Genomic DNA, 25,108 nt, shown 5'->3' with positions numbered 1-25,108 from the left:
TTTTCAAAGCTTGACAGTTTCATTGAGTCATGATTAGAATATTTTATATGTTAACCTATATTAATTTTAGTTAACATATAAAAAAGGAGAATGTCCATGCACAGTGAAAAACGTTTACCTTGTTGGGAAGAAAAAATAAAAAAAGAACTGGCTCATTTAGAAGAGATTTCGCAAAAGCGTGAACTCGTATCAACCGAATGTGCCGAGCAGCCTTGGCTTACGATCAACGGGTGCAGGATGCTTAATCTAGCTTCTAATAACTATTTAGGATATGCAGGAGATGAGCGGCTGAAAAAGGCTATGGTTGATGCCGTACATACATATGGTGCAGGAGCAACGGCTTCACGTTTAATTGTTGGCAATCATCCTCTTTACGAGCAGGCGGAACAAGCTCTTATCAATTGGAAGAAGGCCGAAGCAGGACTCATCATCAACAGTGGATATAACGCGAACCTTGGAATAATCTCCACCCTGCTGTCCCGTAACGATATTATTTATAGCGATAAATTGAATCATGCAAGCATTGTCGATGGAGCTCTTTTAAGCAGAGCAAAGCATATACGCTATCGTCATAATGATTTAGATCATTTAGAAGCATTTTTGAAAAAATCACCGATTGAAGCACGTAAATTAATCGTGACGGATACGGTCTTCAGCATGGATGGTGACTTCGCTTATCTTGAAGACCTAGTTCGGTTAAAGGAACGTTATAACGCAATGTTAATGACAGATGAAGCACATGGAAGCGGCATTTACGGTAAAAACGGTGAAGGCTATGCCGGTCATCTCCATCTTCAAAATAAAATAGATATCCAAATGGGAACATTCAGTAAAGCGCTTGGTTCATTCGGGGCATATGTTGTCGGGAAAGAATGGCTCATCGACTATTTAAAAAATCGCATGCGCGGATTCATCTATTCAACTGCACTTCCCCCTGCCATACTCGGTGCTATTAAAACAGCGATTGAACTTGTACAGCAAGAACCGGAACGCCGCTCACTGCTCCAAACACATTCAGAATACTTTAGAGAAGAACTCACAAATTACGGGTTTAACATTTGCGGAAGCCGATCACAAATTGTTCCTATCGTCATCGGGGAAAACGAAAAAGCGATGGAATTTGCTGCACGTTTGCAAAAAGAAGGAATTGCCGCTATTGCTGTCAGGCCGCCGACCGTTCCTGAAAATGAAGCGAGAATCCGGTTTACCGTAACGGCTCTCCACGATAAAAAAGATCTTGATTGGGCAGTTCAAAAAGTTTCGATCATTGGAAAAGAAATGGGTGTTGTTGAATGAAGCAGACTAATTTAGTCGTGCTTCCTGGCTGGGGAATGGAAAAAGAGGCGTTTCAACCGTTAATCAAACCGCTGTCAGAACTATTTCACCTTTCATTTATAGATTGGAGAGATATGAAGGCACTAAATGACTTTGAAGAACGGGTCATAAACACAATCGCTTCCATCAATGGTCCTGTTTATTTATTGGGCTGGTCATTAGGATCACTAGTATCACTTGAACTTTCAAGTTCTTTTCGAGAAAGAATAAAAGGTTTTATCCTTTTTGGCGCAACAAGTCGGTTCACTACAGGAGAAAATTATTCATTTGGCTGGGATCCGCGAATGGTCGAGCGCATGAAGAAACAACTGTCGCGCAATAAAGAGAAGACTTTGACTTCCTTCTATGAAGCGATGTTTTCCGATGCTGAAAAAGAAGCAGGTTTTTATCATCAATTCACCAAGACCATTCAAAGCGAGTTTCATGGAGATGATGTGTTTTCGCTTCTGATTGGTTTGGATTATTTACTTCAGAAAGATGCTCGAGCAAGACTCGACCGGATTGAAGCCCCCTTTTTAATGCTTCATGGGAGGGAAGACAAAATTTGTCCAATTGAAGCTTCATCTTTCATTAAAGAGAATTTGGGTGGGAAAGCCGAGGTTCGTATTATCGAAGGTGCTGGTCATATTCCATTTTTCACAAAACCAGAGGAATGTATGGAGCATATAAAAACATTTATTCAAAAGGAGTACGTTCATGATAGATAAACGATTGTTAAGCAAGCGATTCAGTGAACACGCGCAAACATATGATGCGTATGCCAATGTTCAAAAAAACATGGCAAAGCAATTAGTGGATTTGCTTCCTCAAAAAAACACCAATCATAAAATCAATATTCTTGAAATCGGCTGCGGCACCGGTTACTTAACCAGGTTACTCGTCAAAACATTTCCTAATGCCGCCATTACGGCTGTTGATTTGGCACCCGGTATGGTTGAAGTGGCAAAAGGATTGACAAAGGAAGACCGTGTTACATTTTTATGTACGGACATCGAAGAAATGGCGCTAAATGAAAATTACGACTTGATTATTTCCAATGCAACGTTTCAATGGCTGAATGATATTCCTGCAACCCTTGAAAAACTTTTTACACGATTAACGGCGGAAGGAAGCCTGATATTTTCAACGTTCGGAATAGATACCTTTCAAGAGCTTCATAGATCATATGAACAAGCGAAAGAAAAGCTTCAACTTTCCATGGATAGTTCACCAGGCCAAACGTTTTACACTCTGGAAGAATTATCCCAAGTTTGCGAAGCAGCAATCCCCTATTCAGCAGCAGCTCCAATCGAGATTACAAAAATAGAACAGCTTGAACTGGAGTACTTTCAGACAGTACGTGAATTTTTCACTTCAATCAAAAAGATTGGCGCTGCTAACAGCAACAAAGAAAACTACTGCCAGCGCCCTTCCTTTTTTCGAGAGTTAATCAACATATACGACACAGAATACCGAAATGATTCAGGTGTGAAAGCAACCTATCACTGCTTGTTCTTTAAAATAATAAAACATGATTAATCCGAAGATAACCATCTGGGATACAAGCAAAATATTATACATAATCGCAAATCGTTTATATAAAGTAACGACTAGTATTCCATCCGCTTACTGTCGGTTAACTATCCCCTTCAAGCAATTCAGTCCGCCGCCACTCCTAATTCCTTTGGAGAGGCGGCGGACTTTTTACGTATAACTTCATCCCAATACCTTGCCATCCGTAATATTGACCACTCGATCACATAAATCCAACATTCTTTCATCATGCGTTACCATGATGGCCGCTTTATTTCTTGATTTCACCTCATGTGCAAGCATTTCAACAACATCCCTGCCTCTTTTGGAATCAAGACTTGCGGTCGGTTCATCCGCTAAAATGATTTCTGGATCATTCATCAGCGAACGGGCGATGGCTACACGCTGCCGTTCACCGCCCGACAGTGCTTCTGGCAGGTGACCTGCCCGATGGCCAAGTCCAAGGTGGCTAAGCAATTCGTCCGCTTTTTTCACAGTTGTTTTATCTCGCTTGCCGATCAATTCAGAAAGCAGCAGAAGCTGATCTCGTACGGAGAGATATGGCACAAGATTCGACGATTGGAATACAAACCCGATCTTTTCAAGGCGCACCCGAGTCAATTCTTTTGGGGAGAGTGTTGTTATATCCTCACCATTCAGCAGTAAGCGGCCTTTGCTCGGGGATAGTAACGCACCTGCTATTGAAAGGAAAGTACTTTTTCCAGAGCCCGAAGGACCCACAATCGCGACGAATTCCCCCGCTCTCACATTCAGGGAAATATCATCAAGGGCTATTACCTTATTATCGCCTTCCCCATAAACCTTACTGACGTTTTCAAATAATAGTTTATCCCCCATCATGAAACCCTCCCTATTGCTTCGATCGCATCTATCTTCGCTACTCGGTATAGTGATAGCAGCGAACCCAATACGGATACAGCCAAAAGTAACACGGAATATTTAATGACCAAATCGGCACTCAATTCAAAGGGCATTCCTTCTGGCATGATTAAAGTGACGCCGTATGTCAGGGCAACACTGATGGCTATGCATGTCACGGCAAGCAGCATTACTTGACCAACGATGCTCTTTGCCAGGTAGCCCGTATTGGCCCCGAGTGCTTTAAGGACTCCAAATTGATTCGTCTTCTGCAAAGTAATCACATAAAAGAATACGGCCAAAACGAAAGCTGCAATGACAAACAAAAAGGCAATCATCATCGTCAATGTACCCTGTTCCTCTTTGAACCCTGGTATACTCTGAAGTGATTCTTCTTTCGAAATGAGCGTTACGCCTTCAGGCAATGATTCACGTACATTCTCTTCTGACTTCGAATCCATTTGCACGGCTATTGTGCTGATTGAGTCTTTACCTTGATTTTTCAATCCAGGATTAATCTCCTGCCACCCCTTAACATTCATGTAAACTGCCGGTGTATGGCTGTATGACTGCTTTTCAGTAAAACCAACAATGGTGAAAACCTTACCTGATAGGTCATCTTTAAGTGAATCACCCAATTTATAACCCACTTCTTTTAAAGAACGATCTGCAACGACTTCACCTTGTTTCTTATTTTCATAGCTCTTTCCTTCTATGACCTTCGGTGCTAGTATCCCACTCGCATCGGTCGCAAAAATCGTGACATCCGTTTTCTCCGAAGAGCTGACTTTATTCAATGTGATCATCATTTGCCCAAGTCCTTCGGCTGCTTTAACATCCGATATAGCCCGGATTTCATCCAGCTTTTCCATCGATATGATCGATCGATTCAATTTATTTTTAGAGTCATGCTCCATAACGAAATAGTCAGCCTTCATGTTTTGTATGGATGAGGCATTATCTGAAGAAAGTCCATTAGCTAATCCTGAAATGATAAAGACAAGCAAAGCGACCAATATCATGATCAGTCCAATCAGCAGATAACGTAATTTGGAATGCTTTAGTTCACGTATTGCCAAAAACATCATTTCATCTCCCATTACTTTTGTTTACCGATCAAGTCCTGTTTGATCGGTATAACCCGATTGTAAACAATCAATATGAATGGAAGATGAACAACTGATTACATAAGGGGCAGCCGTATATAAAAGGTGGTCCCTTTACCAAGTTCGCTTTGAACTTCGATCGTTCCCCCATGAAGTTCAACCGTCTTCTTCGTAATCGAAAGGCCTAATCCGCTGCCTGTTTCACTCCGGTTCCTCACTTTGTCGACTTTATAAAAGCGATCAAGTATATAAGGAAGGTCTTCTTCTGGAATTCCGATGCCCGTATCCGCGATCATCACTTCAACAGTACTGTCTATTCTTTTAATCCGAATATCGATCGAACTGCCGCTTTCCGAGTATTTAATGCTATTGGTTATCAAATTCGTCCAAACTTGGTTTAAAAGCTTTTCATCTGCAGAAATGACGGTTGACGGCAAATCCATTTCGATCACCATATCCTTTTCCCGCCAATTCCATTCCAGCATGAACAACACCTGCCGGATTTGCTGCGCTAAATCGAAATTTGACCGCTGCAGCGGATCATCTACTTTATCCAACGAAGCAAGCATGAGCAGCTGTTTGCTTAACGACGACATGCGCCTGCTTTCTTTTTCAATGATGGACAAGTACTGATTTCTTTGTTCTTTTGTTAATTCCTCCGATTGAAGGGTTTGGGAAAAACCTTGGATGGATGCAAGCGGAGATTGAATTTCATGAGATACATTCGATACGAACTCCTGCCTCATATCATCCAACCGCTGTATGCTATGAGTCATTTTCGAGAAGTGCTGTGCCAAGTCCCCTATTTCATCGCTTCGGGAGACATTCAATTCACTACTATAATCCCCATCTGCGATTCTTTTTGTAGCCTCCGTTAATTTCGTAATCGGCTTAACGATGAAACGCGTATTAATGATCACAAATAAAAAACTGAGAAGGAGCGTCAGTACGAGCAAAACTGCAAGGAAAAAGCGAAATTCGCCAAACTGCAGCTCTATATTGGGTCTTACAAACAATGCATGCTTTTCGCCATTCACGGTCATCGGGATCCCAATGCTATTAATTAATACATCTTCAAAAAAACCCGTAATAAATAACCCATTATTATAATTGGCGATACCTTGATAGGTATTCCCATTCAAAACTCCGGAAATCGTGTCGCGGTCCAAATTCGTTTCCCGAAACGGCTCACCATATAAAGTTCCTTTACCCTGCTCATTAAATAGATACATTTGATAGTGCAATCCTGCAATATGATTTAAATACGCATCAATATCCTGATCAGGATTCTCCTCATATAAAGAGACGATCTCATTTGCGACTTTGCTTATCTTCTCACCATTGTTGTGTTTTTGAACCTTATGATAATAGACATTGGAAATTAAAAAAGCGATGACACTGGCAAGCACCATGATCAAAATGGTTTGAATAACTATCCTGAAATAAAGTGTTTTCACTTCTTGTTGACCTCCAGTTTATAACCTAAGCCACGGACAGTCGTTATGACAAAGTCATCTGTCCGGCCGGCAAAACGTTCCCTCAACCGTTTAATATGGACATCAACCGTTCGATCATCCCCTGCAAAATCAGCACCCCAAACCAGTTCAATAAGCTGCTCACGCGTAAAGACCTGATCAGGAAAACTCCCCAGCTGGGCCAGCAGCTCAAATTCCTTAAGGGGCAGGAGCAGCGTATTCCCCTTTATTCGCACTTCGTAACTTTTACGGTCAATCACCGTTTGATTCAATGAGATGGATTCAGAATTCACCATACGGTATCTTCGCAATAGCGCTTTTATCCGAAATAGAAGCTCCCTTGGCTCAAACGGCTTCACGAGGTAATCATCCGTACCCGCAAAGTACCCCTTTTCCTTATCGATAAGTTGATCTTTAGCTGTCAATAAAATGACGGGCAGATCATATTGATCCCGGATTTCCTTACAAAGATCCAGTCCGTTTTTATACGGCATCATTATATCGACAACAGCCAGATGGATCCGTTCCTTCTCCAGTAACAAGGAAGCTTCATTACCGTCCTTCGCTTCCGATACCGTGTACCCTTCCTTTTCCAAGTGAAATTTAAGCAACTCCCGAATATGCCGATCATCATCCGCAATTAATATATGTATCAAAGAAACCACATCTCCACTTCTTTTATAGCCCTGGCTAAACATACAATAGCAATAATTAAACCTGTAAAACAACAAATACTAATTCAATTTCCAGTTCCTTATAAACTAGTTTGCCACTAATATACAGCACCCTCTTATTTTTTTAAAAAAATAAAGTCAAAAGCGGACAGAATCTAAAAACCCTGTCCGCTTTTTTCCTATAGTGAATCGTCATATTCACACTAGTTCAGCCCTATTGATATTTTTATTGCCCAAAATGGTTTTAAATATTCTGAATATAAATTATAATTGTTTTATTTTAAAACATCTAGGAGGTCACTATGGGAGTAGTAGAGAAAATCAGCGGATTTGCTGGTAAAACGTTTACCTTATGGGTCATTTTATTTGCAGTTATTGCGTATATCTTACCTAATCAGTTTATATGGATTGGAGACTATATTGTTCCATTACTAGGAATTGTCATGTTTGGCATGGGACTTACATTATCAGCAGCGGATTTTAAAGAAGTATTCCGACGGCCAAAAGAGGTCGCACTAGGGGTAGCAGGTCATTTTATCATTATGCCCTTATTGGCATTCGGATTAGCAATAGGGTTCGATTTGCCCAAAGAAGTCGCTGTTGGTGTTATTTTGGTAGGATGTTGCCCTAGTGGAACGGCTTCAAATGTCATGGTGTTTCTTGCGAGAGGAAATGTTGCGCTTGCAGTTGCCATTGCTTCTGTTTCCACTATTCTAGCGCCTATCGTAACGCCCCTGCTTATTCTGCTCTTGGCAAGTAAATGGGTCAACATCAGTATTGGGTCATTATTCTTTTCGATCATTCAAGTGGTGATTATCCCACTGATACTAGGATTTCTTGTTAAAAAGTTTTTCGGCAAACAGGCAGAGGCCGGTGCAAAGGCTTTACCTCTAGTATCTGTCATTTCCATCGTTCTGATCGTATCTGCCGTAGTAGCTGGCAGCCAAGATCAGCTGGCTAAAACAGGTTTGCTGATTTTTGCAGTAGTCGTTCTTCATAATGTTCTTGGTTTTTTACTCGGCTTCTTCTTTGCTCGTTTATGCGGGATGGATTTAGCTAAACAGAAAGCTGTTGCAATGGAGGTCGGTATGCAGAACTCTGGTTTAGGTGTAGCCATAGCAACAGCCCACTTCTCGCCTTTGGCCGCTGTTCCAAGTGCCATTTTCAGTGTTTGGCATAACATATCAGGTTCCGTTCTGGCCTATATCTTCAGTCTCATGAAAGATAAAAAAAATGTAGGCACCGATAAAAATAATTCGATAAAAACAGACGCATCATAATATGTTGGAGATGAACAAAAAAATGCTTTTCAGTAAATGAATAAAAAAAGCCGATTGAGTGAATCGGCTCAGACTGTAGACAAGCTCGATGAAAATCGAGTTTGTCTATTTTTATGGCTTGTACAATTTGGACGTTGATTGGAACGTAGGGCACTCGCTTTCCGCGGGCGGTCGGGGAGCCTCCTCGGCTATCGCCTGCGGGGTCTCCCCTAGACGCGCTTTTCCCGCAGGAGTCTCGTACCTTTCGTTCCAATCAACTTTGTCTTACCTTTTAGATAGAACACTTTTGCCTGGAGTCATTTTTGTTTTAAAGTAGCAGTATTAAAACTTGAGGTGATGAGGAGGCTTTCTAAACATGATTCTATTCAGCGAGATCAACTTGAAATGATTACTTTAGATCAACTGGTGCCACCGAACCATTTGGTTCGTAAAATGGAGGCTGCCATTAATTTAAAGAAGATGGCCAATTGGGCATGACGAGGTCCAAAAATGGCCTAACATGTGGGCTCGTAGAGCCGCAATCTCTTAACCTTAGGAGAAAATTCAAAGGGAATTTCAAAAGGGGTTCAGAATTTTTTAATTCCGAACCCCTTTTGTCTACAAACTGAGCCGATTGAGTGAATCGGCTTTTTTTGTGCATTTATCATCAGAATATTGAACATTAAAGGGAAAATGACAATATTCAATGCCCAAAAATAATGAACTTACTGCCTTGTTGTGGTTATTTTTTTGTACTACCTGCTATACTACTAGATGAAAGTAAGTTATAAAATTTGCTAATGATTCGGATTATAGTAATTGACTATCATTTTAAGGATGAGGGAATATAATGTCACCAAAAATAAAATCTTCAAGAAAAATAGCTAGATATTCACTAATTATCATGGGGGCGGGTTATATTGCAACCACTCCATTTCAAGGTACATTGCCTTTAGATTTATTACATGGAGGGTTTGAGGCTGGTTTAGTCGGCGGATTGGCAGATTGGTTTGCAGTCACTGCATTATTCCGCCATCCGCTTGGATTGCCAATCCCCCATACAGCGCTTTTGCCCAACAATCGTAAAAGAATGACAAATGCACTTGTTTCGATGCTAAAAAACGACTGGCTTTCTAAGGAAAGTATTCAGGACAAAGTAAAACATATTCCTTTTACTGAAAAATTGCTCCCTATTTTAGGAAAAGAGATTCAAAGTGATACTTTTAGAAAAGTCCTGATTAAACTGATCAAGCAAATGATTGGTCATATAGATATAGAAAAGATTACACCTTTCGTTGCAAAAAAAATTAAAGCATCACTTTCCAGCATAGACATGAGCAAGATTCTACATTTAGTAAGTTCAGAGTTACTTAACGAAGAGTTTGATAAGAAGGCTTTGGATCATGTTTTGAAAAAAGCTGAAGATTGGTTAGGAAAAAAAGAAACCAGTCACCGACTTGGCACTGTTTCCATGGATGTACTCAGCAAGATTGAACTGGAAGGTATGCTTCAGTTCGCCGTTAAATCCATTCAAAGTCTACTTAACGAAGAGAAACTTGGGAATATCATCCAAAACCTTTTATTAAGTGTCGTAAATAATTTACAAAACGAGAAAGAACCAAATAGAGAGGCTTTAATCTTATATATCAGGAAAGAGATACAAGGCATTAACCATAACCGGGAACTGTTGGAAGGAGTTGAAAAATGGAAAAAACAACTTCTGACAAAATGGGAGCCTGAGGCGACAATAGAGGGAAGCCTAAAACAAATTCAACAAGAAGCATTGGATTTCGTCGAAGAAGAACATTTCATGGATACTTACCTGACTCCAATGATTCATCATATACTGGACAATATTAAGGAAAATAGCACCCGCATCGATCAATGGATACAGAAACAAATTACTGTTCTCATTGAAAATAATCATACTCAGATCGGCAATCTTGTACAAGAAAATTTAGATAAGCTAGACAACGAAACGCTGATTGATATGATGGAAAACGGTGTAGGAAAAGACTTACAATGGATTCGCGTGAATGGGGCGGTCTGCGGTTTTATCATAGGGCTTATCCTAACAGGTGCACAGGCTTTGATTAGGCTATTATAATCCAGGCACCTTCGGTTGATTCGTTTTTCTGAAAATGAAGAGATAAACAAAAAGCCAGCCAAGGTTTTCATGAAACACCTCGGCTAGCTTTTCCTTTTTCATATTAACATGTTTGCATCAATAGACTTAGATTACAGGTACACATATAAATCAAAGTTCCACTTAAAGCAGGGCTTCAATTAACTAAGGATTGGATTGCTGATCACTAAGCCAGCAATCAATATGATCCAAATTAAAAATCAGCAAATTATTCATGGGTCTGAGATGGGGGATCTTTTTATTCAATATTAGATCATTGATTTCCTTCGGTAATTGGATAATTTACCGACTCAAGGTAAATCATCAAACTTTTTATACTATAGGCCTTCCTCATATAATCACCTCCCACCAAATTCTTCTTATTCAACATAAAGAAAACTTAGTGCTAGATATTAAATGAAAGACCGCTTAATTCTTAATACCCACTTTTTGAAGAAATAATCGCTTTTACTTTATGTAGGGCTTTAAATCAGGAAATTAATCTAATGAATAAGGTTTCCTCTCATCGATTATCTCAACTTCATCCCATTCCACAGATTTGGAGTACATATATTTATCTGTTCGTTCAAACCCCATCTTTTTAGCAAGTTCAGTGTTTGTTGTAGCCAACAATACTTTTCCAGTTCTTCTTTCTTCAGATGCTGGAAACACCTCTCCCTTATATATTGCCTTTGAATTTATCTTAAATAAATCTACCTCTTCTACAGAAACATTTTTTATATAGATATTTTCATCTAAATGTTTGAAACCTTGAGTTAGATCAGCATATTTATTACTTATTAACCTTATAGACTTATCTTCCAGTAGACTAAAACTATACTCGCTACCATTATGTATTGCATACTTTCCTTTTCTCATCATAGGTTCCTCCATTTTCAAACTTTATCAAGCATGGAATAATTCTCTATTTAATTTTTCAGCTTTATGTAATTCTCCTAATAACGGATTTAGATAGTCATTATAACTATCCATATAAGCCCTTACGCCGCCAATAATATTCACTTCTCTTATATCTTCATTATTCTCCATTACATCCAATGCATTCTTATATCTAATATATATAAGTTGAAAAACGCCGCTAGTAATTTCATTACTATAATCTTTTTCAAGATTATTTATCACAACTTTTAATTGATCGATTAACTGCTTTTTCTTATCCATTTCATCTTCCTATCTACTCGCCTATAAAGGAGACCCTTAACAAAACAGTTCCAAAGCTCATTAGAGGGGATAGTACAATAAATATAATCGCGTTTGAAATGAAGAAATTAATCTAATGAATAAGGTTTCCTCTCCTCGATTATCTCGACTTCATCCCATTCCACAGATTTGGAGTACATATATTTATCTGTCCGTTCAAACCCCATCCTTTTAGCAAGTTCAGTGTTTGTTGTAGCCAACAATACTTTTCCGGTTTTTCTTTCTTGTGATGCTGGAAACACCTCTTCCTTATATACAGCATAGGGATTAATAGAATATAATTCTTTAACTTCATTTACACCTACTATTTTCGTGTAAATATTTTTTTTATAATAAGTAAAGCCATTCTCCATAACTTTTTTATCATTGCTAATTAATTCAATAGCTTCCACTGTATCAGATTCTATGAATCTATACTCTCTCCCATTATAGATTGTATACTCACCTTTTCTTATCATTTTCCCACTCCATTATTTAATTTTCCATCACCAATAATAAACTGCTTCGCTTCCCGTTTAACATAAAGGACTTTTATAGGGCGTTTCTTATTCTTATATGACGGGTTTTACTGTACATTCTCATTGCTTTGTCTCCTCTTATCCTCTCGATAAAATCCTGTAAGGCTTCACTTTCTTCTCTGTATATTTTCTCCCCTGTTTTTGTTGCTCTCGTCGTTTGCGTATACCCTCCACTCATGACCATCTTTTTCAAGAACTACTTCACCTTCATTGGAATTCTTCTTACAAAAAAACGATAATTTTCTAATTCTTCATTTTGAATTATTTTCTTAGCATCATCTATATTCATACTACTATATTCATACTATCCTCCTAAGTAGAAAAAAGTACGGAAGTTCTTATTTTATTCTACCTCCTGTTGATCCAAAACTTTCCGCAGTTTCCTATTTTCGGGAACTTGGACACCAAGTATGTCGCCAATATTACCGCCATACAGACTTGGTAATACTCATTTCTTTATAGCTAAACTCATAAAATTCTTGTTATCGTCTTCCCATCTGTCTACCATTCTTCTGCCTGCCATTCATTCCACTTATAAGCATTTCCTATCGTTTTACTATGTTCAGCTTTTTTTCGTCCTTGCAATTGCATATTCATGTCCTCTATTTAGGGATAAAAAGTCATTATAGTCCTCATTAATTACCTCGAATATTTCATTGTACTCCCAATCTTCCACTGAAATCCCTCCTATAAAAATTGATTTTTATGGTTTAATTCTTTCCCCATTGTTGTGTATAACTTCTAAACTTATATTAGGGTATTTAGCTGAAAATTCCGCAATAATTCTATTGCAACTTGCACTAGTATCTAATTCAGTAAATAATTTTATATCCCCAGAAACCTGAGTATTATCACCTAATCTAAAAGAAATATCATTTAGAGTTTTATATTCTGTATCAGAATCTCTCATATAAGCCTTACCATCTTGACCAGCAGCTTCAGATGCCTTAAAAATAGGCGTATCAGGGTGTAAAGAAATATCAGGAACGAAACCGTCTTATTTTAAGATGATATGTATCTGTCTTATAACCCAGTAATAATCACTATTTATAAAAGCGATCTTTTGAATGAGTCCTGCATCGACAGAACCGCCTTTTCCAAATTGAGATTATCAGCTATACCATTCCCCTATAATATTAAAGACCTTAACAAAAATTTGTTAAGGTCTTCTTAAGTAGCTCAGTCTTTATATTCGTTTATTACAATGAATAAATAATTTCCAGCCCCAAAGGCATAATTAATTATCCAACTTCATTATATAGTCTCTAACTTCTACCCTTGGAATAATATTCCTTCTTTCAGGTAAATCTTCAAATATTAATATTGGTTTTTTCACCTCAATAATCGACTCTATGTCGTCAAGAGGCACGTCCTTTTTAAAAACAAATTGCTCTTGCTTTTCGAATCCATAGCAGGCTACATCATTACTATCCATACTAAATAATGAAATCTCATTTTCATCCAAGATATGCCCGCCCAATGAATAAGGACTAAACTCTTTCCCCTTATAAGTCACTAAAAAATCTAGCTCATAAGCAAAATTCACTTCTTCTATAGCTACCACCTTGATATATAGATTAGGATGTTTATTCCCCCCTAAATCAATAAGTTCTTGAAATCCTGGATCTGGTGTATTACTTCTCAGCCTTAACATGTCATTTCGAATATTCAAGTGATAATCCTTTTGATTATATGTTGCATATTTCAAATTTTATTCACCTCATTTTCTAGGTATCCATTCCATAATATCTCCATCAAATATAAAACTCATTTGTTTTTCACCAGTAGTTGCATCCTTAATATCAAGTATGTCACCATCTTCAAATTGTCTAGGTGTATGATAATATTCTGGTAATACAACTTCTTTGCTGCCAGTAAACCCTCTACCTGTATATGGATAAGATTCAGGAGTTGGATCCCAATTCGGGATTGAAACTTTACTTGGGTCATTTAACCGATATTCAAACACACCATAAAATCTATCGGGTCCTCCAATAGATTGTGAAATTCCATCTACACCATTTGTAACTTTATAGGCCGTATTGTTATAATCCAATCTTGCTCCTTCATAATGATCATGTAAAGTCTTTAATTTTATAGAATCATCTTTAACTGCAGTAAAGCCTCTAACACCATTATAATCAGGATCATATAAGTATTTATAAATATCCCTTTGTGGAATAGTTTTAGCCATTATTGTCCCTATAGATGGAATGCCTATTTGATTCCTAATTGAAGCCACAATATCTTTTTCTGTTAAATTTAATACTCTATCGGGATGTAATAACTTTATAAAATCATCGACTTCATAACCATTTTCATTTACTACCTTTTTTATACCATCACTTGTTTTTGAAATTACTTTTGTGGTAGATAAGCTATTCTTCAATTTAAACTTATGATCCACATACTTCGCCGCACCTGCCACACCGCCGATGCCAAGTGCCATCAAAAGCCCGTTCTGGCGCTGTTCCTCGGTTAGCTGGTTGCCGAACATGTCTTTGCCTGTGGCCGCTTCACCAAGGCCGTTGGCTGCGAGGAGTCCGTATATTCCGTATTCGGTTTTCTGGAGGAGGCTAAAGCCTTTTGTCGTTTTATAGGCATCGAGCGCGTGGTCTGCTGCGTTGAGCCCTTTCGCCGTTTTGTAGATGGCGCTGCCGCCTTTGATGGCCCGGCCGGCCCAGCCGACGACGGGGATGAATCCAGCGGCGGCCATGGCGCCGGCGGCGATTCGTTCGGCATCGGACAGCTTGCGGCCCGTTACTGGATCGACTCCGGTCGAGGCCCTGATTGAATCATAATAACCCGTGAATTCCCCTGTAAAGGTTTTTGTCGTATCCCAGGCCTTTTCGTACCATGGACGGTTTTCGAGCTCTTCCATTTCCTGTTCGATTTTCCGGGCTTCTGCTTGTTCCTTTTTGAAGGTCTGATAGTCTTTCATCTGACCGGCGACTTCATCCTTTACTTGATAGACGTCACTGCTCTTGAATGCCGATTGGTTGAATGTCATCGGCGATATGTTGCCGTCCTGTTTGGTGGCATCAAGCAAGGCACGGAAGAGGCCAACGGCCACGTTTTCCTGCCCGATGGACACATCATATTCCTCGACCAATTGCCGGTCGACATTCTCGACCTTTGTCACGGTGTCATCCAGCCTGTGCCCGGCCAGCGTGATTTTTTCATTAAAGTCCTTTTGGTCGAACATATCAAGGGGCAGGATATCGTCAATGCTATTCAGGATCCTTTGAAGGTCGTTCGCTTGTTCATCGACAAGCGACTTCGCTTGGTTGATGCCGTTTGAGACTTCGCCATCTAAAAAGGGGACCTCGACCACCGTATTTCCGGAGAGGTCCGCTTCTTCCAGACTGGCCGGTATGCCTTCCAAAAAACTGATCTGGGTCGTGAATAGTTCCATCCAGGCGTCCGCCACCTCGATTTGTGCTTCATAGAAGCTTTTGATGGCGGTAGCACCGGCTCCCTGGAACTCGTCATCCAGGCCGACGATGCCCTGAAATTCCTTTTTCAGGGCTGTGACTTCCTTCTTTAGTTCTTCATATTGCTTGGCGCGCGACTTGGTTGCGGCCGTCAATGTCTCGGCTTCATATATCTTCATCGCTGATACCCATGTGAAGACGTATGGGCGATGGCTTCATCCTGTTCTTTTAATAAGTCAATGTTGGCACGGGTATCTTCCACATTTTTCTGGACGATTTTGATATATTGCTCAAAGACCTTCTCCAGGTTCGTTTCGCGATCGATCCATTTCGATGTGAATTCCAATTTATTGTTGCCAAGCTCGCCTGCCGGCAAATTTCCAAGCGTGACTGTACCAAGTGCCGTCTTCACTTGATCGACTTGCTTCGTTACGGCAGGATGATTCAGTTTGATTGTCGTCATTAAAACAACCACCCTTTTAAATATGATATTTTGCTTTCCAATTGATCTATGACGGCTTCTCCTTTGCCTAAAAGAACATCCGCCTCATGTGCTATCGTACCTGCTGCACTCAGAGCCTTTTTCTCTATATTAAGCATCATGATTTTACCGTCGATTTTCTCTTGATAGTCATCATAATCATCATGAATGATCGTTGACATTGCCTTGTATGCATCACTGCGGGCATCTTGAAAGTCTTCTGCACGGTTTCCCGTCCAGCTTTTTGCCAAGTCCGGATTTTTAATTTTAGCTATTTCCCCAAGACAAACATTCTGTTCTTCTTTGATTTGTCTTTTTGCCTGCTCCAAACGATTGATTTTTTCATTCACATCGGAAGTTTTACTAGAGAGGGCAGAGTGAATTTCACTCAATGAATTTGCATACACCTAAAAAATCACCTCAAACATACTATTCTCATTATGTAGACTGTCATATTTTTCATTATTTTTTTATTATAAGGATTATAGTCTTAGAGTTAAATAGGGATAAATAAGCTATTTATGCTAAAGAATTAGGGAATTCAGCCCGCGCGCTCCAATTCCTGATTAGACTTTTTACCCCTACATTTCCATTTTTAAACATAAAGAAAGGGTGCAGGCTGCACCCTCTGAATATTTACTGCATTATTTGAATTCCTTTTCGCCAAATAAATGCGGAACTTTCACCTTTTTCCCTTTTTTATGATTGAAATCAGGTTTTTTAGCTTCGATTTTTGCTTGGTCATAAACAGCTGTGCCGACAATTTCAGCAACATCTTGAAGTTTTTCTTTTGAGATTTTATCAATGGTATCATCAGGAGTATGATACCAAGGTTCTGATGGACTGTGGATGAATAAAGCAGCGGGTATTCCAGCCTCAGCAAATGACACATGGTCACTTCTGCAGCCTTGTCCATATGGAGTCGGCTCACCATTCAGTCTTGTACTTGATGCCTGGGCCAGCTCGGTTACAAGGTTCATTTCTCCATCATTAGTCAAAATGACCAAATCTCCGGCATCCCTGCTTCCTACCATATCCAGATTGAAATTGGCAATGGTCCGCTTGATATCATCATCAGGAAGATTGTCCACATAATGCTGCGAACCCAACAATCCATTTTCCTCTGCCCCAAAGGTGACGAAGCGAATTTCCGTATCTGTAGGAAGATTCTTCAGAACACGGGCAAGTTCAAGGGTGACGGATGTTCCAGATGCATCATCATTCGCTCCGGGTGCCCCCGCGACGGAATCATGATGTCCGGTGATATAAATGAGATCGCTCTTTTTTGCTTTATTGTTCTTTGTTGCTTTTTTCGTTGCCACTACATTATAAGAGGTTTTTTCTCCTGAATGGGCTCCTTCAATTTTTAATGATGCTGTCAATTTGACTCCATCATTCAATTTTTCCAAAAGGGCTTCTCCATCCTTTTTGGTGATCGTGACGGATGGAATAAACCTGTCATTATCCTCTCCGAGTGTCCCGTTTAATTCCCCATCTGCATTATTGAATAGGATGACTCCCGCTGCCCCTTTTTCCGCTGCATTCAATACTTTCTCTGCAAAAGTGAGGTTCCCTCTTTGTATAAGGGCAATCTTCCCTGCAACATCGGTTTCCTCAAGCTCTTCTTTTGTTCCTAAACCGGCATATACAACGTCACCGGATAGGTCCCCATTAACTGAATAGGTTAAATGGTTTGCTTGGATTTCCCCATCAAATCCGGCAACGGATAGCTCGACCAGATTTGGGTCTGTATAAGATAAAAAACTGAACTCTTCGATATCGGCTTTATAGCCATAAGATTGGAATTGCTTTTTGATGAATTGGACGGCTTTATACTCAGAATCCGTACCGGCCACCCGAGGTGTTTGTGAGAGGTATTCAATATTCTTGTAGATATTATCGGCATCGATTCTTTTAATGACTTGCTTGTCCGTGGATGGCTTAGATATCACCGGCGATGAATGCGGTGCTGCTAAAGCGGTGGTTGTCCCCGCTGTCCCGAGTGTCAATGCTGTAATTAATGTTAACGACAGAAATTGTTTTTTCATAGATTGCCTCCCAGTTTAATAGTTTCTACCATTATTTTACAATATATAGAAAATACTAACTAGGTAGGTTTATCCCTATTCAAGCATGTCTAAAGTACCGATTTTACAAATACAAGAAATTATCAGGTGATTTGACCTGTACCAAAAGTCTTTATCCATTCGATACTTTGTCATAATATATAAAAATACCTGTAATCCAAACAGGATTTTCGCACTTTTTCGGGAAAATAATACAGAAGATATTGAATTTTCACAGGGAGAAGGCGCAAAGATGTCGATAACTAAATTCGTGATGCCGGAAGTGATTTTCGGTAAAGGTTCGATTGAACAAGCTGGCGAGGCCTGCTTGCGGCTGGGTGCCAAAAAGGCGCTGATCGTAAGCGACTCCGGGGTGGCCAATGCTGGCTGGTTGGATAAAGTCATTGAATCCTGCCAAGATGCAGGCCTTGCTTTTGCTACCTTCATTGAAATGACGACCAATCCGAAGGACAGGGAGATCGAAGCTGGCTGTTTGACATTTAAAGAACAAGAATGTGATGCCATCATCGGTTTGGGCGGAGGCAGTGCTTTGGATGTTGCCAAAGGGGTAGCCCTTTTAGTAACGAATGGCGGCATCATCAGTGATTATGAAGGTGTTGATAAAGTCCACTCTCCCCTCCCGCCCATGGTGATGATCATGACCACTGCAGGATCGGGTTCGGAAGTATCCCAGTTTTCGGTGATCGTCGATTCATTCCGCGAGAAAAAAATGACGATCATTTCAAAATCACTCGTCCCCGATATTGCAATAGTCGATCCTGCCACCTTAACCACCTTGGGACCGGATTTGACCGCAGCTACCGGAATGGATGTTTTAACCCACGCCATTGAATCCTATATTTCAATCGCTGCGACACCTTTGACCGATGTACAAGCTAAAAACGCGCTTTCCATCGTTTCCCGCCACTTACGCCCCTCTGTTGCATCCAGGCATAATGAGGAAGCAAAAAAGGCGATGGCGATGGCGAGCCTGCAGGCTGGACTGGCTTTTTCCAATGCCATTTTGGGAGCTGCCCATGCCATTTCACATGCCATAGGCGGCAAGTACCTCCTTCCGCATGGGGAAATTAATGCGATACTCCTCCCCCATGTCATGGATTTCAATCGAATTGCCTCACCAAGGCGATTCAGCGAGATTGCAGACATCATGGGCATCGATACACGGGCATTGTCGGAGCAGCAAGCAGGGATGGCTGCCATTCACTTCGTAAGGGAATTATCCCGGGATATAGGGGCTCCCAAGAGTTTAAGTGATGTCGGCATTACGAAAGAAATGATAGATCCGATAGGGATGACGGCTCTAGAGGATGCCTGCATGATCACAAACCCCCGTGATATGTCATTAGAACAGATTAATCAGCTGCTTCTTACAGCCCTATAAGAGGTGAAAAGCATGAACAAACATGAATTGATAGATTTAATGACAGGCGTTAAATCTTCAAAGAAAACATATTACACGGCACTTAAGAAAACCGTGGATCAGCTGAAGAAGAAGAATATGCAGCTTGAAATCATGAATGACATCACAAAAAATATGAATATGGAAATCGACATCCAAGAGATTCTCCGAAATGTTATTGAAAAACTTAAGCAGCTCATTACCTTCGATGACAGTCATTTTGTCATATTGTATGAGGAAGAACCTGCCCTGCTTCACATCTGCCCTAATGGTCACTGCGATCTTGAAATGGATCCCAAAAACCTGTTACACCCTTTTCAGGAATTCTCATCGGCCTTGAAAGAAAAGCAGCCGATTCAGGTGGAAGTTAACCAGTTACCGGACTTCCCAGAAAAGGATCGTCTATTATCCCTTGAGATCGAATCACTTCTATTAGTCCCTTTATACGGAAAAAGTAAAAAAATCGGAATTTGGACTTTCGGCAGGAAGAAAAAGAAAACATGGCATGAAGCTGAACTCGAATTTCTTGAGCAACTATCCAATCAGCTTGCGTTAACTTTGGAGAATGCCCAGCTTTATAAGGAAGTTCTTCATTCCAAACAGGAGTGGGAGGATACTTTCAAGGCAGTTGAAGATATGATCATCGTCTTCGATCACAAAGGAACGGTCTATCAATCCAATGATTCAGCCAGGGGCTTTTCCAACTTGGTTCCTTTAATTGAAAAATCGCAAAATCTGATTCAGGATACCTTTTCATTTAATAAGCCAGGGTTTCAGGAAATACTCCTTCAGCATGATACCATCTTGGAAATGCATGCTTACCCGATTCAGAATAAGGAGCATCAAGTATATGGGGTCATTGCTTATTATAAAAATGTCACCGAAAGAAGACAGATCGAAGTCCAGCTATTACATGCCGGTAAACTTGGGGCGATTGGTGAAATGGCAGCTGGGATTGCCCATGAGTTGAACAGCCCATTAACGGCCATTCTTGGTAACTCGCAACTTTTATTACGGAAAACCCCACAGGACAATCCGGATTATATGCTATTGGACGACATTAAGATTTGCGGGGACCGATGCAGGCAAATCGTGAAAAGCCTGCTTACCTTTTCTAGGCAGGATGAGTATAGGTTCCACTATTACTCTATTAACGAGGCCATTCACCAGGTTCTGAACCTATTGAAGTTCCAACTTGGGAAGAAGCAAATCTCCCTCCATCTTAGCCTTCAGGAAGATCTTCCTTTCATAAAGGGCAGCCAGCCGCAGATCGAACAGATCATCATCAACTTGCTATTGAATGCCAAGGATGCATTGGATGAGTCCGCGCAAACGGAAAAATCGATCGCGATCGCTACCTATTCAGAAAACAAGTTCATGGTGGTTCAGGTGACTGATAACGGAACAGGGATTGAAAAAGAACGCCTGCCCTTCATATTCCATCCCTTTCATACGACTAAAGACCGTGAAAAAGGTACAGGTTTGGGGCTGTCTGTAAGCCTTGGCATCGCCAAGGACCATGGCGGAAAGATCGACGTTTTGAGCACACCAGGACAAGGAAGCACTTTTTTTCTGAGGCTTCCCTTACAAGGAGAGGAAAGGGGATGATAAGGTGATTCATTTACTTGTGGTAGACGATGAGAAAGAGGTTGGGACATTTCTATCCCGCCTTTTTACGATGAAAGGTTACCTCGTACAAGTGGTGAATAGCGGGAAGGAGTTTCATGAGATCGACTGGAATCAGCAGCGATTTGATGTCGCAATGATAGATTTGAAGCTTCCGGATTGCGATGGACTTTCCCTCCTGCAGCATCTAAAACAACTGCAGCCGCGTTGCAAGGTACTGATCATGACCGGATACAGCACCGTCAAGACCGCTGTTGATGCCATGAAACTCGGAGCGAGTGATTACATGGAAAAACCCTTCGTGGATATTGAAGTACTGGAAAGGCAGATTGACAACCTATTGAATGAAAATGAAGCTTTGAACCAGCATTTCATCCATAAGCTTGCCGAGGATTCAGGACTCATTGTCGGTGAAAGTCCTTTAATGAAGAATTTGATTGAAACGGCCTTCAAGGTTGCCCAAAAATCTGTCAATGTATTAATCGAAGGAGAAACCGGAAGCGGGAAAGAAGTGCTTTCACGCTTCATCCACATAGCCAGCCCCCGAAACCATGAACCTTTTATCGGCATCAATTGCGGAGCGATCTCTGAATCCCTGCTTGAAAGCGAATTATTCGGTCATGAAAAGGGCGCTTTCACCGGAGCGACCCAGCTGCGAAAGGGTTTTTTCGAAATTGCTGGGAACGGGACGCTTTTCCTTGATGAAATTGCGGATGCAAGTCCGGCCATTCAAGTCAAATTGCTTCGGGTTTTGGAAACGCGGGAATTCATGCGGGTTGGCAGCAGCGTGACATTACGGACGAACGCCCGGTTAGTGGCGGCCTCCAATGAAAACCTGCAGCAGGCAGTGGACAAGAATAAATTTCGGGAAGACCTATTTTACCGACTGAACGTCGTGACTCTGGATATCCCGCCATTAAGGAGCCGAAAAGAGGATATTCCGTTGCTTGTCCGTCACTTGGTTGAGAGAAATGGTCATGGAGATATCTCATTTTCCAATGAAGCCATTGAAAAATTACAGCAATACAACTGGCCAGGCAACATACGCGAACTATCTAATGTGGTCATGCGCACGCTAACTCTTGCAGACAATAAGTCAGTAATAACCGCCAATGATATCTCACTATCCAACAGCCAGATCACACCTGACAAAAATGTGTTACCAGAGATACAGTCAACAGAAAACCTTCTTGAAGAGTGGCGAAAAAAGCTGGTGGCTGATTTTAATGAGAAGGATGAACTGATGCTTGAAGAAATCCTTACGGAAATCAAACAGCTTCAATCAACAATTGGAAAGGAGCTCGTCATGCAGGCACTGCAAAAAACCTACGGCAACCGGAATGAAGCTGCCAAACGCTTGCAAATATCCATAAGGAAATTGCGTTATATATTAAATGAAAAGAGCCAGACATAATAAAAAGGAGGATGCCCCGTTCCAGGGCTTCCTCCTCTGTTCCTATTCTAGCGTCAATACGATGCGGCCGTTGATTTCTCCGTTTTCCATCATTGAAAACACGTCATTGATTTCATCAAGCTTTCTTGTTTCAATATTCGTTCTGACTTTACCCTCAGCCGCAAATTGAACAGCTTCCTGTAAATCTTTTCTCGTCCCGACGATGGACCCTTTTACAGTCACCCCATTTAACACTGTATCAAAAATCGGGATTGGAAGTTCATCATTCGGCAATCCGACTACAACAAGTGTGCCGCCCCTCTTGACTGAACTGTAAGCCTGTTCGAATGCTTTTTTCGTAACCGCCACAGAAATGGATGCCTGCACGCCGCCAACCTTATCCTTAATGGCCTGTACAGGATCGGTCTTAAGCCCATTAACCGTGTAATCCGCCCCCAGTTCCGTTGCCAGATCAAGCTTATCATCTTGAATATCGACAGCAATGACATTAAAGCCCATCGCTTTTGCGTATTGCAGGGCAACATGTCCCAATCCGCCAATTCCATAAACCGCTACCCAATCACCAGGTTTTGCTTCTGATACCTTAAGCGCCTTATAAGTCGTTACACCTGCACAGAAAATCGGTGATACCTCCGCAAAGTCAAGCCCTTCAGGAACCTTCACCACATATTTGGCTGGTGCTTTACAATATTCCGCATACCCTCCGTCCACGGAATATCCTGCATTCAATTGATCCAAGCAAAGCGTTTCCCTGCCGGTCAGACAATATTCACAATCGCCGCAGGCCGAATAAAGCCAAGGGATCCCAACACGGTCACCCACTTTCAAGGAAGTTACGCCTTCCGCCACCTTTTCTATAATGCCCACACCCTCATGTCCCGGGATAAGTGGAAGCTTGGGTTTTACCGGCCAATCACCATGTGCGGCATGTAAATCGGTATGACACACGCCACAGGCTTTAATTTTCACTAATATCTCACCATATTCCAATTCCGGGATCGGTACTTCCTTTATCTCAAGTTTTTGGTTAAATTCATTGACGACCGCCGCCTTCATTGTCTTGACCTGTTGTTTTGCATTTACAGTGCTTGCCCCTTGTTTTACATTCATGATTACTATTCCTCCCTTAATCTAGTGGATATTATTTCTTGCTACTGCTTACACCAACTACTTAAACTTGCACTACTTAAAATAGTTGCAAGTGCCATGCCACTGCAAAAAGGCCAAGACGACAGCATTCACACAAAAAAAGTGCCGAAAGATCGGCCCATTTGGACGAATTAACGGCCCAAGTTGGACGAAATCCGGTTTGTATATTGCAGGAAAAATGGTTCACCCTATAAATAGGAGGTGTCTAAAACATGGACCAATTTGAAGAAGCCTATGAGTCATATAAACAGCAGGGAACACCGCAAGCAAACCAAAGTGATTCAGCAGCAGGAAAAGAGGAAATCATCGCCGTAAGGAAAAATGAAGAGGACAATATTATCGCCATCAAGACGGACTCCGGCCGCGAACTCGACTACCCCACAGCCCTTGCGGAAGCCAAAGCTGGCAACCTGGCCAACGTTGACGTCTTTCATAAATATGGACGTGACATATTACGGAGTGAGCCCGATGGGATAAAAGAAAATAACCTGGATCAACTGCCGGAGTTTTGAGTTTTTCGGGGAGACTGCCTGATACGGGCAGTTTTTTTCTATCTGGATGCGCAAAAAAAAGAACCAGCATGATTAGCCGGATCTTATTTTTCATAAGGATAGGATTCAGAGATTTCGAGCAGTCGGCCGCAGGACTCGACAACCTCGATGATTTCCATCCATGACATGTCCAGACCCAGTTCATTAGCATGGGAAATCTTATCCCGTAATTTTCGGATGGCATTCGCATCCTTCCTCCCTTTACTTTTCGAAGGGATTTGGAAGAAGTGCCTCAATTCTTTATCTTTATGTATAATATCGAATTTATCACTGATTTGCAGGCACTCTATTATATTGATATCCTCATTTTTATCGATTCTCCTTTTATATAATTCGGTTGCCTTTTCTAAACGGTCTTCGCTGATCATTGGATACCAGCTGCCATCGCCGAATCTATCCAGGATGATATCGCTCATCCTCATTTCCAATAAGGTAATATATCCGAATATCAGCATCCTGATCGGAGGCTTTTGGAGGTCGGCATGGGTAATCAACATTTTAATTGAATTATTCTCTAGTACGAACACCCTTGTCTTATTCTTAAAAATATGGAGAAGCTGGATCAAAGGGGTTGAATTCGAAACCATTTCCCTTGGTGAGAAGTTTCTCATATATTCAGAAATACTTCCCTCACCTAGTTCTTGCCTTTCGATATATCCGATGATTTCCCCTTGATCTTGGACTGCCAATATATCAAAATTCTTTTTTTTCATTGCTTTCTGGATATCCAGCGCCAGATCGTTTTTATGGCAAAACACAAGCTCCTGGGCAATGCTCTTAACCGTTATATTTTCTTCATAAAGAGTTTTAAGACTCAGATAGCTGCTATTGCTTTTTCTTTCGCTTCCATTTAACATCTTTCA

Annotated in this window: 27 protein-coding genes; 10 read left to right on the top strand and 17 right to left on the bottom strand. The window is 40.9% G+C overall.

Features of this window, described 5'->3' with window-relative positions; genetic code table 11:
• Positions 1-96: 96 nt before the first annotated feature.
• Genes bioF through bioC form a run of 3 tightly spaced genes read left to right on the top strand, consistent with a single transcriptional unit; the run spans position 97 to position 2,853 of the window.
• Positions 97-1,296 carry an 8-amino-7-oxononanoate synthase gene (gene bioF, locus MHB45_RS00205; RefSeq protein WP_053087430.1) on the top strand — a complete coding sequence of 400 codons (1,200 nt, stop codon included), beginning with the start codon at positions 97-99 and terminating at the stop codon, positions 1,294-1,296.
• Positions 1,293-2,042, top strand: a complete 750-nt coding sequence (locus MHB45_RS00200) for an alpha/beta hydrolase (RefSeq protein WP_072272345.1) — start codon at positions 1,293-1,295, stop codon at positions 2,040-2,042. The genes bioF and MHB45_RS00200 overlap by 4 nt, the downstream gene beginning before the upstream one ends.
• Positions 2,032-2,853 carry a malonyl-ACP O-methyltransferase BioC gene (gene bioC / locus MHB45_RS00195; protein ID WP_072272344.1) on the top strand — a complete coding sequence of 274 codons (822 nt, stop codon included), beginning with the start codon at positions 2,032-2,034 and terminating at the stop codon, positions 2,851-2,853. The genes MHB45_RS00200 and bioC overlap by 11 nt, the downstream gene beginning before the upstream one ends.
• 177 nt (positions 2,854-3,030) lie before the next feature.
• Here the strand turns inward: bioC and MHB45_RS00190 are convergent, their stop codons facing one another.
• The 4 genes from MHB45_RS00190 to MHB45_RS00175 all read right to left on the bottom strand — a co-directional run bounded on the left by MHB45_RS00190 (position 3,031) and on the right by MHB45_RS00175 (position 6,963).
• The gene (locus tag MHB45_RS00190; RefSeq protein WP_072272343.1) at positions 3,031-3,708 is read right to left on the bottom strand and encodes an ABC transporter ATP-binding protein; all 678 of its coding nucleotides are present in this window, start codon (positions 3,706-3,708) and stop codon (positions 3,031-3,033) included.
• Positions 3,705-4,811, bottom strand: a complete 1,107-nt coding sequence (locus MHB45_RS00185; RefSeq protein WP_072272342.1) for an ABC transporter permease — start codon at positions 4,809-4,811, stop codon at positions 3,705-3,707. The genes MHB45_RS00190 and MHB45_RS00185 overlap by 4 nt, the downstream gene beginning before the upstream one ends.
• 98 nt (positions 4,812-4,909) lie before the next feature.
• Positions 4,910-6,289 carry a sensor histidine kinase gene (locus MHB45_RS00180; protein ID WP_072272341.1) on the bottom strand — a complete coding sequence of 460 codons (1,380 nt, stop codon included), beginning with the start codon at positions 6,287-6,289 and terminating at the stop codon, positions 4,910-4,912.
• Positions 6,286-6,963 carry a response regulator transcription factor gene (locus tag MHB45_RS00175; RefSeq protein WP_072272340.1) on the bottom strand — a complete coding sequence of 226 codons (678 nt, stop codon included), beginning with the start codon at positions 6,961-6,963 and terminating at the stop codon, positions 6,286-6,288. The genes MHB45_RS00180 and MHB45_RS00175 overlap by 4 nt, the downstream gene beginning before the upstream one ends.
• Positions 6,964-7,283: 320 nt before the next feature.
• On the opposite strand from MHB45_RS00175, the gene MHB45_RS00170 reads away from it, so the two are divergent.
• The 3 genes from MHB45_RS00170 to MHB45_RS00160 all read left to right on the top strand — a co-directional run bounded on the left by MHB45_RS00170 (position 7,284) and on the right by MHB45_RS00160 (position 10,347).
• Positions 7,284-8,261: a bile acid:sodium symporter family protein gene (locus MHB45_RS00170; protein ID WP_053533624.1), complete on the top strand. Its 978-nt coding sequence runs from the start codon at positions 7,284-7,286 to the stop codon at positions 8,259-8,261.
• A gap of 336 nt (positions 8,262-8,597) precedes the next feature.
• Positions 8,598-8,738: a hypothetical protein gene (locus MHB45_RS00165; protein ID WP_161922013.1), complete on the top strand. Its 141-nt coding sequence runs from the start codon at positions 8,598-8,600 to the stop codon at positions 8,736-8,738.
• A gap of 352 nt (positions 8,739-9,090) precedes the next feature.
• Positions 9,091-10,347: a DUF445 domain-containing protein gene (locus MHB45_RS00160; protein WP_142953045.1), complete on the top strand. Its 1,257-nt coding sequence runs from the start codon at positions 9,091-9,093 to the stop codon at positions 10,345-10,347.
• Between the two features lie 516 nt (positions 10,348-10,863).
• Here the strand turns inward: MHB45_RS00160 and MHB45_RS00155 are convergent.
• The 11 genes from MHB45_RS00155 to MHB45_RS00105 form a co-directional block, all read right to left on the bottom strand.
• Positions 10,864-11,244: a hypothetical protein gene (locus MHB45_RS00155; protein WP_072272338.1), complete on the bottom strand. Its 381-nt coding sequence runs from the start codon at positions 11,242-11,244 to the stop codon at positions 10,864-10,866.
• Between the two features lie 27 nt (positions 11,245-11,271).
• On the bottom strand, positions 11,272-11,547 hold the full coding sequence (locus tag MHB45_RS00150; protein WP_072272337.1) for a hypothetical protein: 276 nt from the start codon (positions 11,545-11,547) through the stop codon (positions 11,272-11,274).
• A gap of 107 nt (positions 11,548-11,654) precedes the next feature.
• Positions 11,655-12,044: a hypothetical protein gene (locus MHB45_RS00145; protein WP_072272336.1), complete on the bottom strand. Its 390-nt coding sequence runs from the start codon at positions 12,042-12,044 to the stop codon at positions 11,655-11,657.
• A 73-nt stretch (positions 12,045-12,117) separates the two neighbouring features.
• The gene (locus tag MHB45_RS00140; protein ID WP_072272335.1) at positions 12,118-12,297 is read right to left on the bottom strand and encodes a hypothetical protein; all 180 of its coding nucleotides are present in this window, start codon (positions 12,295-12,297) and stop codon (positions 12,118-12,120) included.
• Positions 12,298-12,666: 369 nt separating this feature from the next.
• Positions 12,667-12,780: an Imm3 family immunity protein gene (locus tag MHB45_RS00135; RefSeq protein ID WP_237766581.1), complete on the bottom strand. Its 114-nt coding sequence runs from the start codon at positions 12,778-12,780 to the stop codon at positions 12,667-12,669.
• A gap of 27 nt (positions 12,781-12,807) precedes the next feature.
• On the bottom strand, positions 12,808-13,083 hold the full coding sequence (locus MHB45_RS00130; protein WP_081088500.1) for a deaminase domain-containing protein: 276 nt from the start codon (positions 13,081-13,083) through the stop codon (positions 12,808-12,810).
• 258 nt (positions 13,084-13,341) lie between these two features.
• Positions 13,342-13,812 carry a hypothetical protein gene (locus MHB45_RS00125; RefSeq protein ID WP_048678695.1) on the bottom strand — a complete coding sequence of 157 codons (471 nt, stop codon included), beginning with the start codon at positions 13,810-13,812 and terminating at the stop codon, positions 13,342-13,344.
• A 12-nt stretch (positions 13,813-13,824) separates the two neighbouring features.
• Positions 13,825-15,717 (bottom strand): ribonuclease YeeF family protein, encoded by a 1,893-nt coding sequence (locus MHB45_RS00120; protein ID WP_053111012.1) that lies wholly within the window; start codon positions 15,715-15,717, stop codon positions 13,825-13,827.
• Positions 15,714-16,001, bottom strand: coding sequence for a YwqI/YxiC family protein (locus MHB45_RS00115; RefSeq protein WP_034306007.1), 288 nt, complete (start codon positions 15,999-16,001; stop codon positions 15,714-15,716). The genes MHB45_RS00120 and MHB45_RS00115 overlap by 4 nt, the downstream gene beginning before the upstream one ends.
• On the bottom strand, positions 16,001-16,426 hold the full coding sequence (locus tag MHB45_RS00110; protein WP_048686212.1) for a YwqH-like family protein: 426 nt from the start codon (positions 16,424-16,426) through the stop codon (positions 16,001-16,003). Before MHB45_RS00110 ends, MHB45_RS00115 begins: the two co-directional genes overlap by 1 nt.
• Positions 16,427-16,663: 237 nt before the next feature.
• Complete coding sequence (locus MHB45_RS00105) at positions 16,664-18,067, bottom strand: M28 family peptidase (protein WP_072272333.1); 1,404 nt, start codon at positions 18,065-18,067, stop codon at positions 16,664-16,666.
• 271 nt (positions 18,068-18,338) lie between these two features.
• Here MHB45_RS00105 and MHB45_RS00100 point away from each other — a divergent pair, with 271 nt between their 5' ends.
• From MHB45_RS00100 to MHB45_RS00090, 3 genes are read left to right on the top strand one after another with little or no spacing between them, the layout of a single operon-like run.
• Positions 18,339-19,487: an iron-containing alcohol dehydrogenase gene (locus MHB45_RS00100; protein WP_048686208.1), complete on the top strand. Its 1,149-nt coding sequence runs from the start codon at positions 18,339-18,341 to the stop codon at positions 19,485-19,487.
• A 12-nt stretch (positions 19,488-19,499) separates the two neighbouring features.
• Positions 19,500-21,113: a GAF domain-containing sensor histidine kinase gene (locus MHB45_RS00095; RefSeq protein WP_072272332.1), complete on the top strand. Its 1,614-nt coding sequence runs from the start codon at positions 19,500-19,502 to the stop codon at positions 21,111-21,113.
• Between the two features lie 4 nt (positions 21,114-21,117).
• A complete protein-coding gene (locus MHB45_RS00090) occupies positions 21,118-22,545 on the top strand; it encodes a sigma-54-dependent transcriptional regulator (RefSeq protein WP_072272331.1) in 1,428 nt (475 codons plus the stop codon).
• Between the two features lie 42 nt (positions 22,546-22,587).
• Here the strand turns inward: MHB45_RS00090 and adhP are convergent, their stop codons facing one another.
• A complete protein-coding gene (gene adhP / locus MHB45_RS00085; protein ID WP_048686219.1) occupies positions 22,588-23,601 on the bottom strand; it encodes an alcohol dehydrogenase AdhP in 1,014 nt (337 codons plus the stop codon).
• Between the two features lie 305 nt (positions 23,602-23,906).
• On the opposite strand from adhP, the gene MHB45_RS00080 reads away from it, so the two are divergent.
• Positions 23,907-24,206, top strand: coding sequence for a DUF3892 domain-containing protein (locus MHB45_RS00080; RefSeq protein WP_034306021.1), 300 nt, complete (start codon positions 23,907-23,909; stop codon positions 24,204-24,206).
• A gap of 83 nt (positions 24,207-24,289) precedes the next feature.
• Here MHB45_RS00080 and MHB45_RS00075 read toward each other — a convergent pair whose 3' ends face one another.
• Positions 24,290-25,102 (bottom strand): hypothetical protein, encoded by an 813-nt coding sequence (locus MHB45_RS00075; protein ID WP_048686200.1) that lies wholly within the window; start codon positions 25,100-25,102, stop codon positions 24,290-24,292.
• Positions 25,103-25,108 lie beyond the last annotated feature (6 nt).

Source organism: Peribacillus sp. FSL K6-5616, from assembly GCF_038008245.1.
Lineage (GTDB): Bacteria > Bacillota > Bacilli > Bacillales > DSM-1321 > Peribacillus > Peribacillus frigoritolerans.
This window is presented reverse-complemented; position numbering and strand designations above follow the sequence as displayed.

Excerpts from the sequence above, each read along its gene's own strand:
- bioF (WP_053087430.1), top strand. The coding sequence starts at position 97 with ATGCACAGTGAAAAACGTTTACCTTGTTGGGAAGAAAAAATAAAAAAA.
- MHB45_RS00200 (WP_072272345.1), top strand. The coding sequence starts at position 1,293 with ATGAAGCAGACTAATTTAGTCGTGCTTCCTGGCTGGGGAATGGAAAAA.
- MHB45_RS00185 (WP_072272342.1), bottom strand. The coding sequence starts at position 4,811 with ATGTTTTTGGCAATACGTGAACTAAAGCATTCCAAATTACGTTATCTG.
- MHB45_RS00115 (WP_034306007.1), bottom strand. The coding sequence starts at position 16,001 with ATGACGACAATCAAACTGAATCATCCTGCCGTAACGAAGCAAGTCGAT.
- MHB45_RS00120 (WP_053111012.1), bottom strand. The coding sequence starts at position 15,717 with ATGAAGATATATGAAGCCGAGACATTGACGGCCGCAACCAAGTCGCGC.
- MHB45_RS00160 (WP_142953045.1), top strand. The coding sequence starts at position 9,091 with ATGTCACCAAAAATAAAATCTTCAAGAAAAATAGCTAGATATTCACTA.
- MHB45_RS00170 (WP_053533624.1), top strand. The coding sequence starts at position 7,284 with ATGGGAGTAGTAGAGAAAATCAGCGGATTTGCTGGTAAAACGTTTACC.
- MHB45_RS00075 (WP_048686200.1), bottom strand. The coding sequence starts at position 25,102 with ATGTTAAATGGAAGCGAAAGAAAAAGCAATAGCAGCTATCTGAGTCTT.
- MHB45_RS00105 (WP_072272333.1), bottom strand. The coding sequence starts at position 18,067 with ATGAAAAAACAATTTCTGTCGTTAACATTAATTACAGCATTGACACTC.
- MHB45_RS00155 (WP_072272338.1), bottom strand. The coding sequence starts at position 11,244 with ATGAGAAAAGGAAAGTATGCAATACATAATGGTAGCGAGTATAGTTTT.
- adhP (WP_048686219.1), bottom strand. The coding sequence starts at position 23,601 with ATGAAGGCGGCGGTCGTCAATGAATTTAACCAAAAACTTGAGATAAAG.
- MHB45_RS00165 (WP_161922013.1), top strand. The coding sequence starts at position 8,598 with ATGAGGAGGCTTTCTAAACATGATTCTATTCAGCGAGATCAACTTGAA.
- MHB45_RS00100 (WP_048686208.1), top strand. The coding sequence starts at position 18,339 with ATGTCGATAACTAAATTCGTGATGCCGGAAGTGATTTTCGGTAAAGGT.
- bioC (WP_072272344.1), top strand. The coding sequence starts at position 2,032 with ATGATAGATAAACGATTGTTAAGCAAGCGATTCAGTGAACACGCGCAA.
- MHB45_RS00145 (WP_072272336.1), bottom strand. The coding sequence starts at position 12,044 with ATGATAAGAAAAGGTGAGTATACAATCTATAATGGGAGAGAGTATAGA.
- MHB45_RS00190 (WP_072272343.1), bottom strand. The coding sequence starts at position 3,708 with ATGATGGGGGATAAACTATTATTTGAAAACGTCAGTAAGGTTTATGGG.
- MHB45_RS00080 (WP_034306021.1), top strand. The coding sequence starts at position 23,907 with ATGGACCAATTTGAAGAAGCCTATGAGTCATATAAACAGCAGGGAACA.
- MHB45_RS00150 (WP_072272337.1), bottom strand. The coding sequence starts at position 11,547 with ATGGATAAGAAAAAGCAGTTAATCGATCAATTAAAAGTTGTGATAAAT.
- MHB45_RS00095 (WP_072272332.1), top strand. The coding sequence starts at position 19,500 with ATGAACAAACATGAATTGATAGATTTAATGACAGGCGTTAAATCTTCA.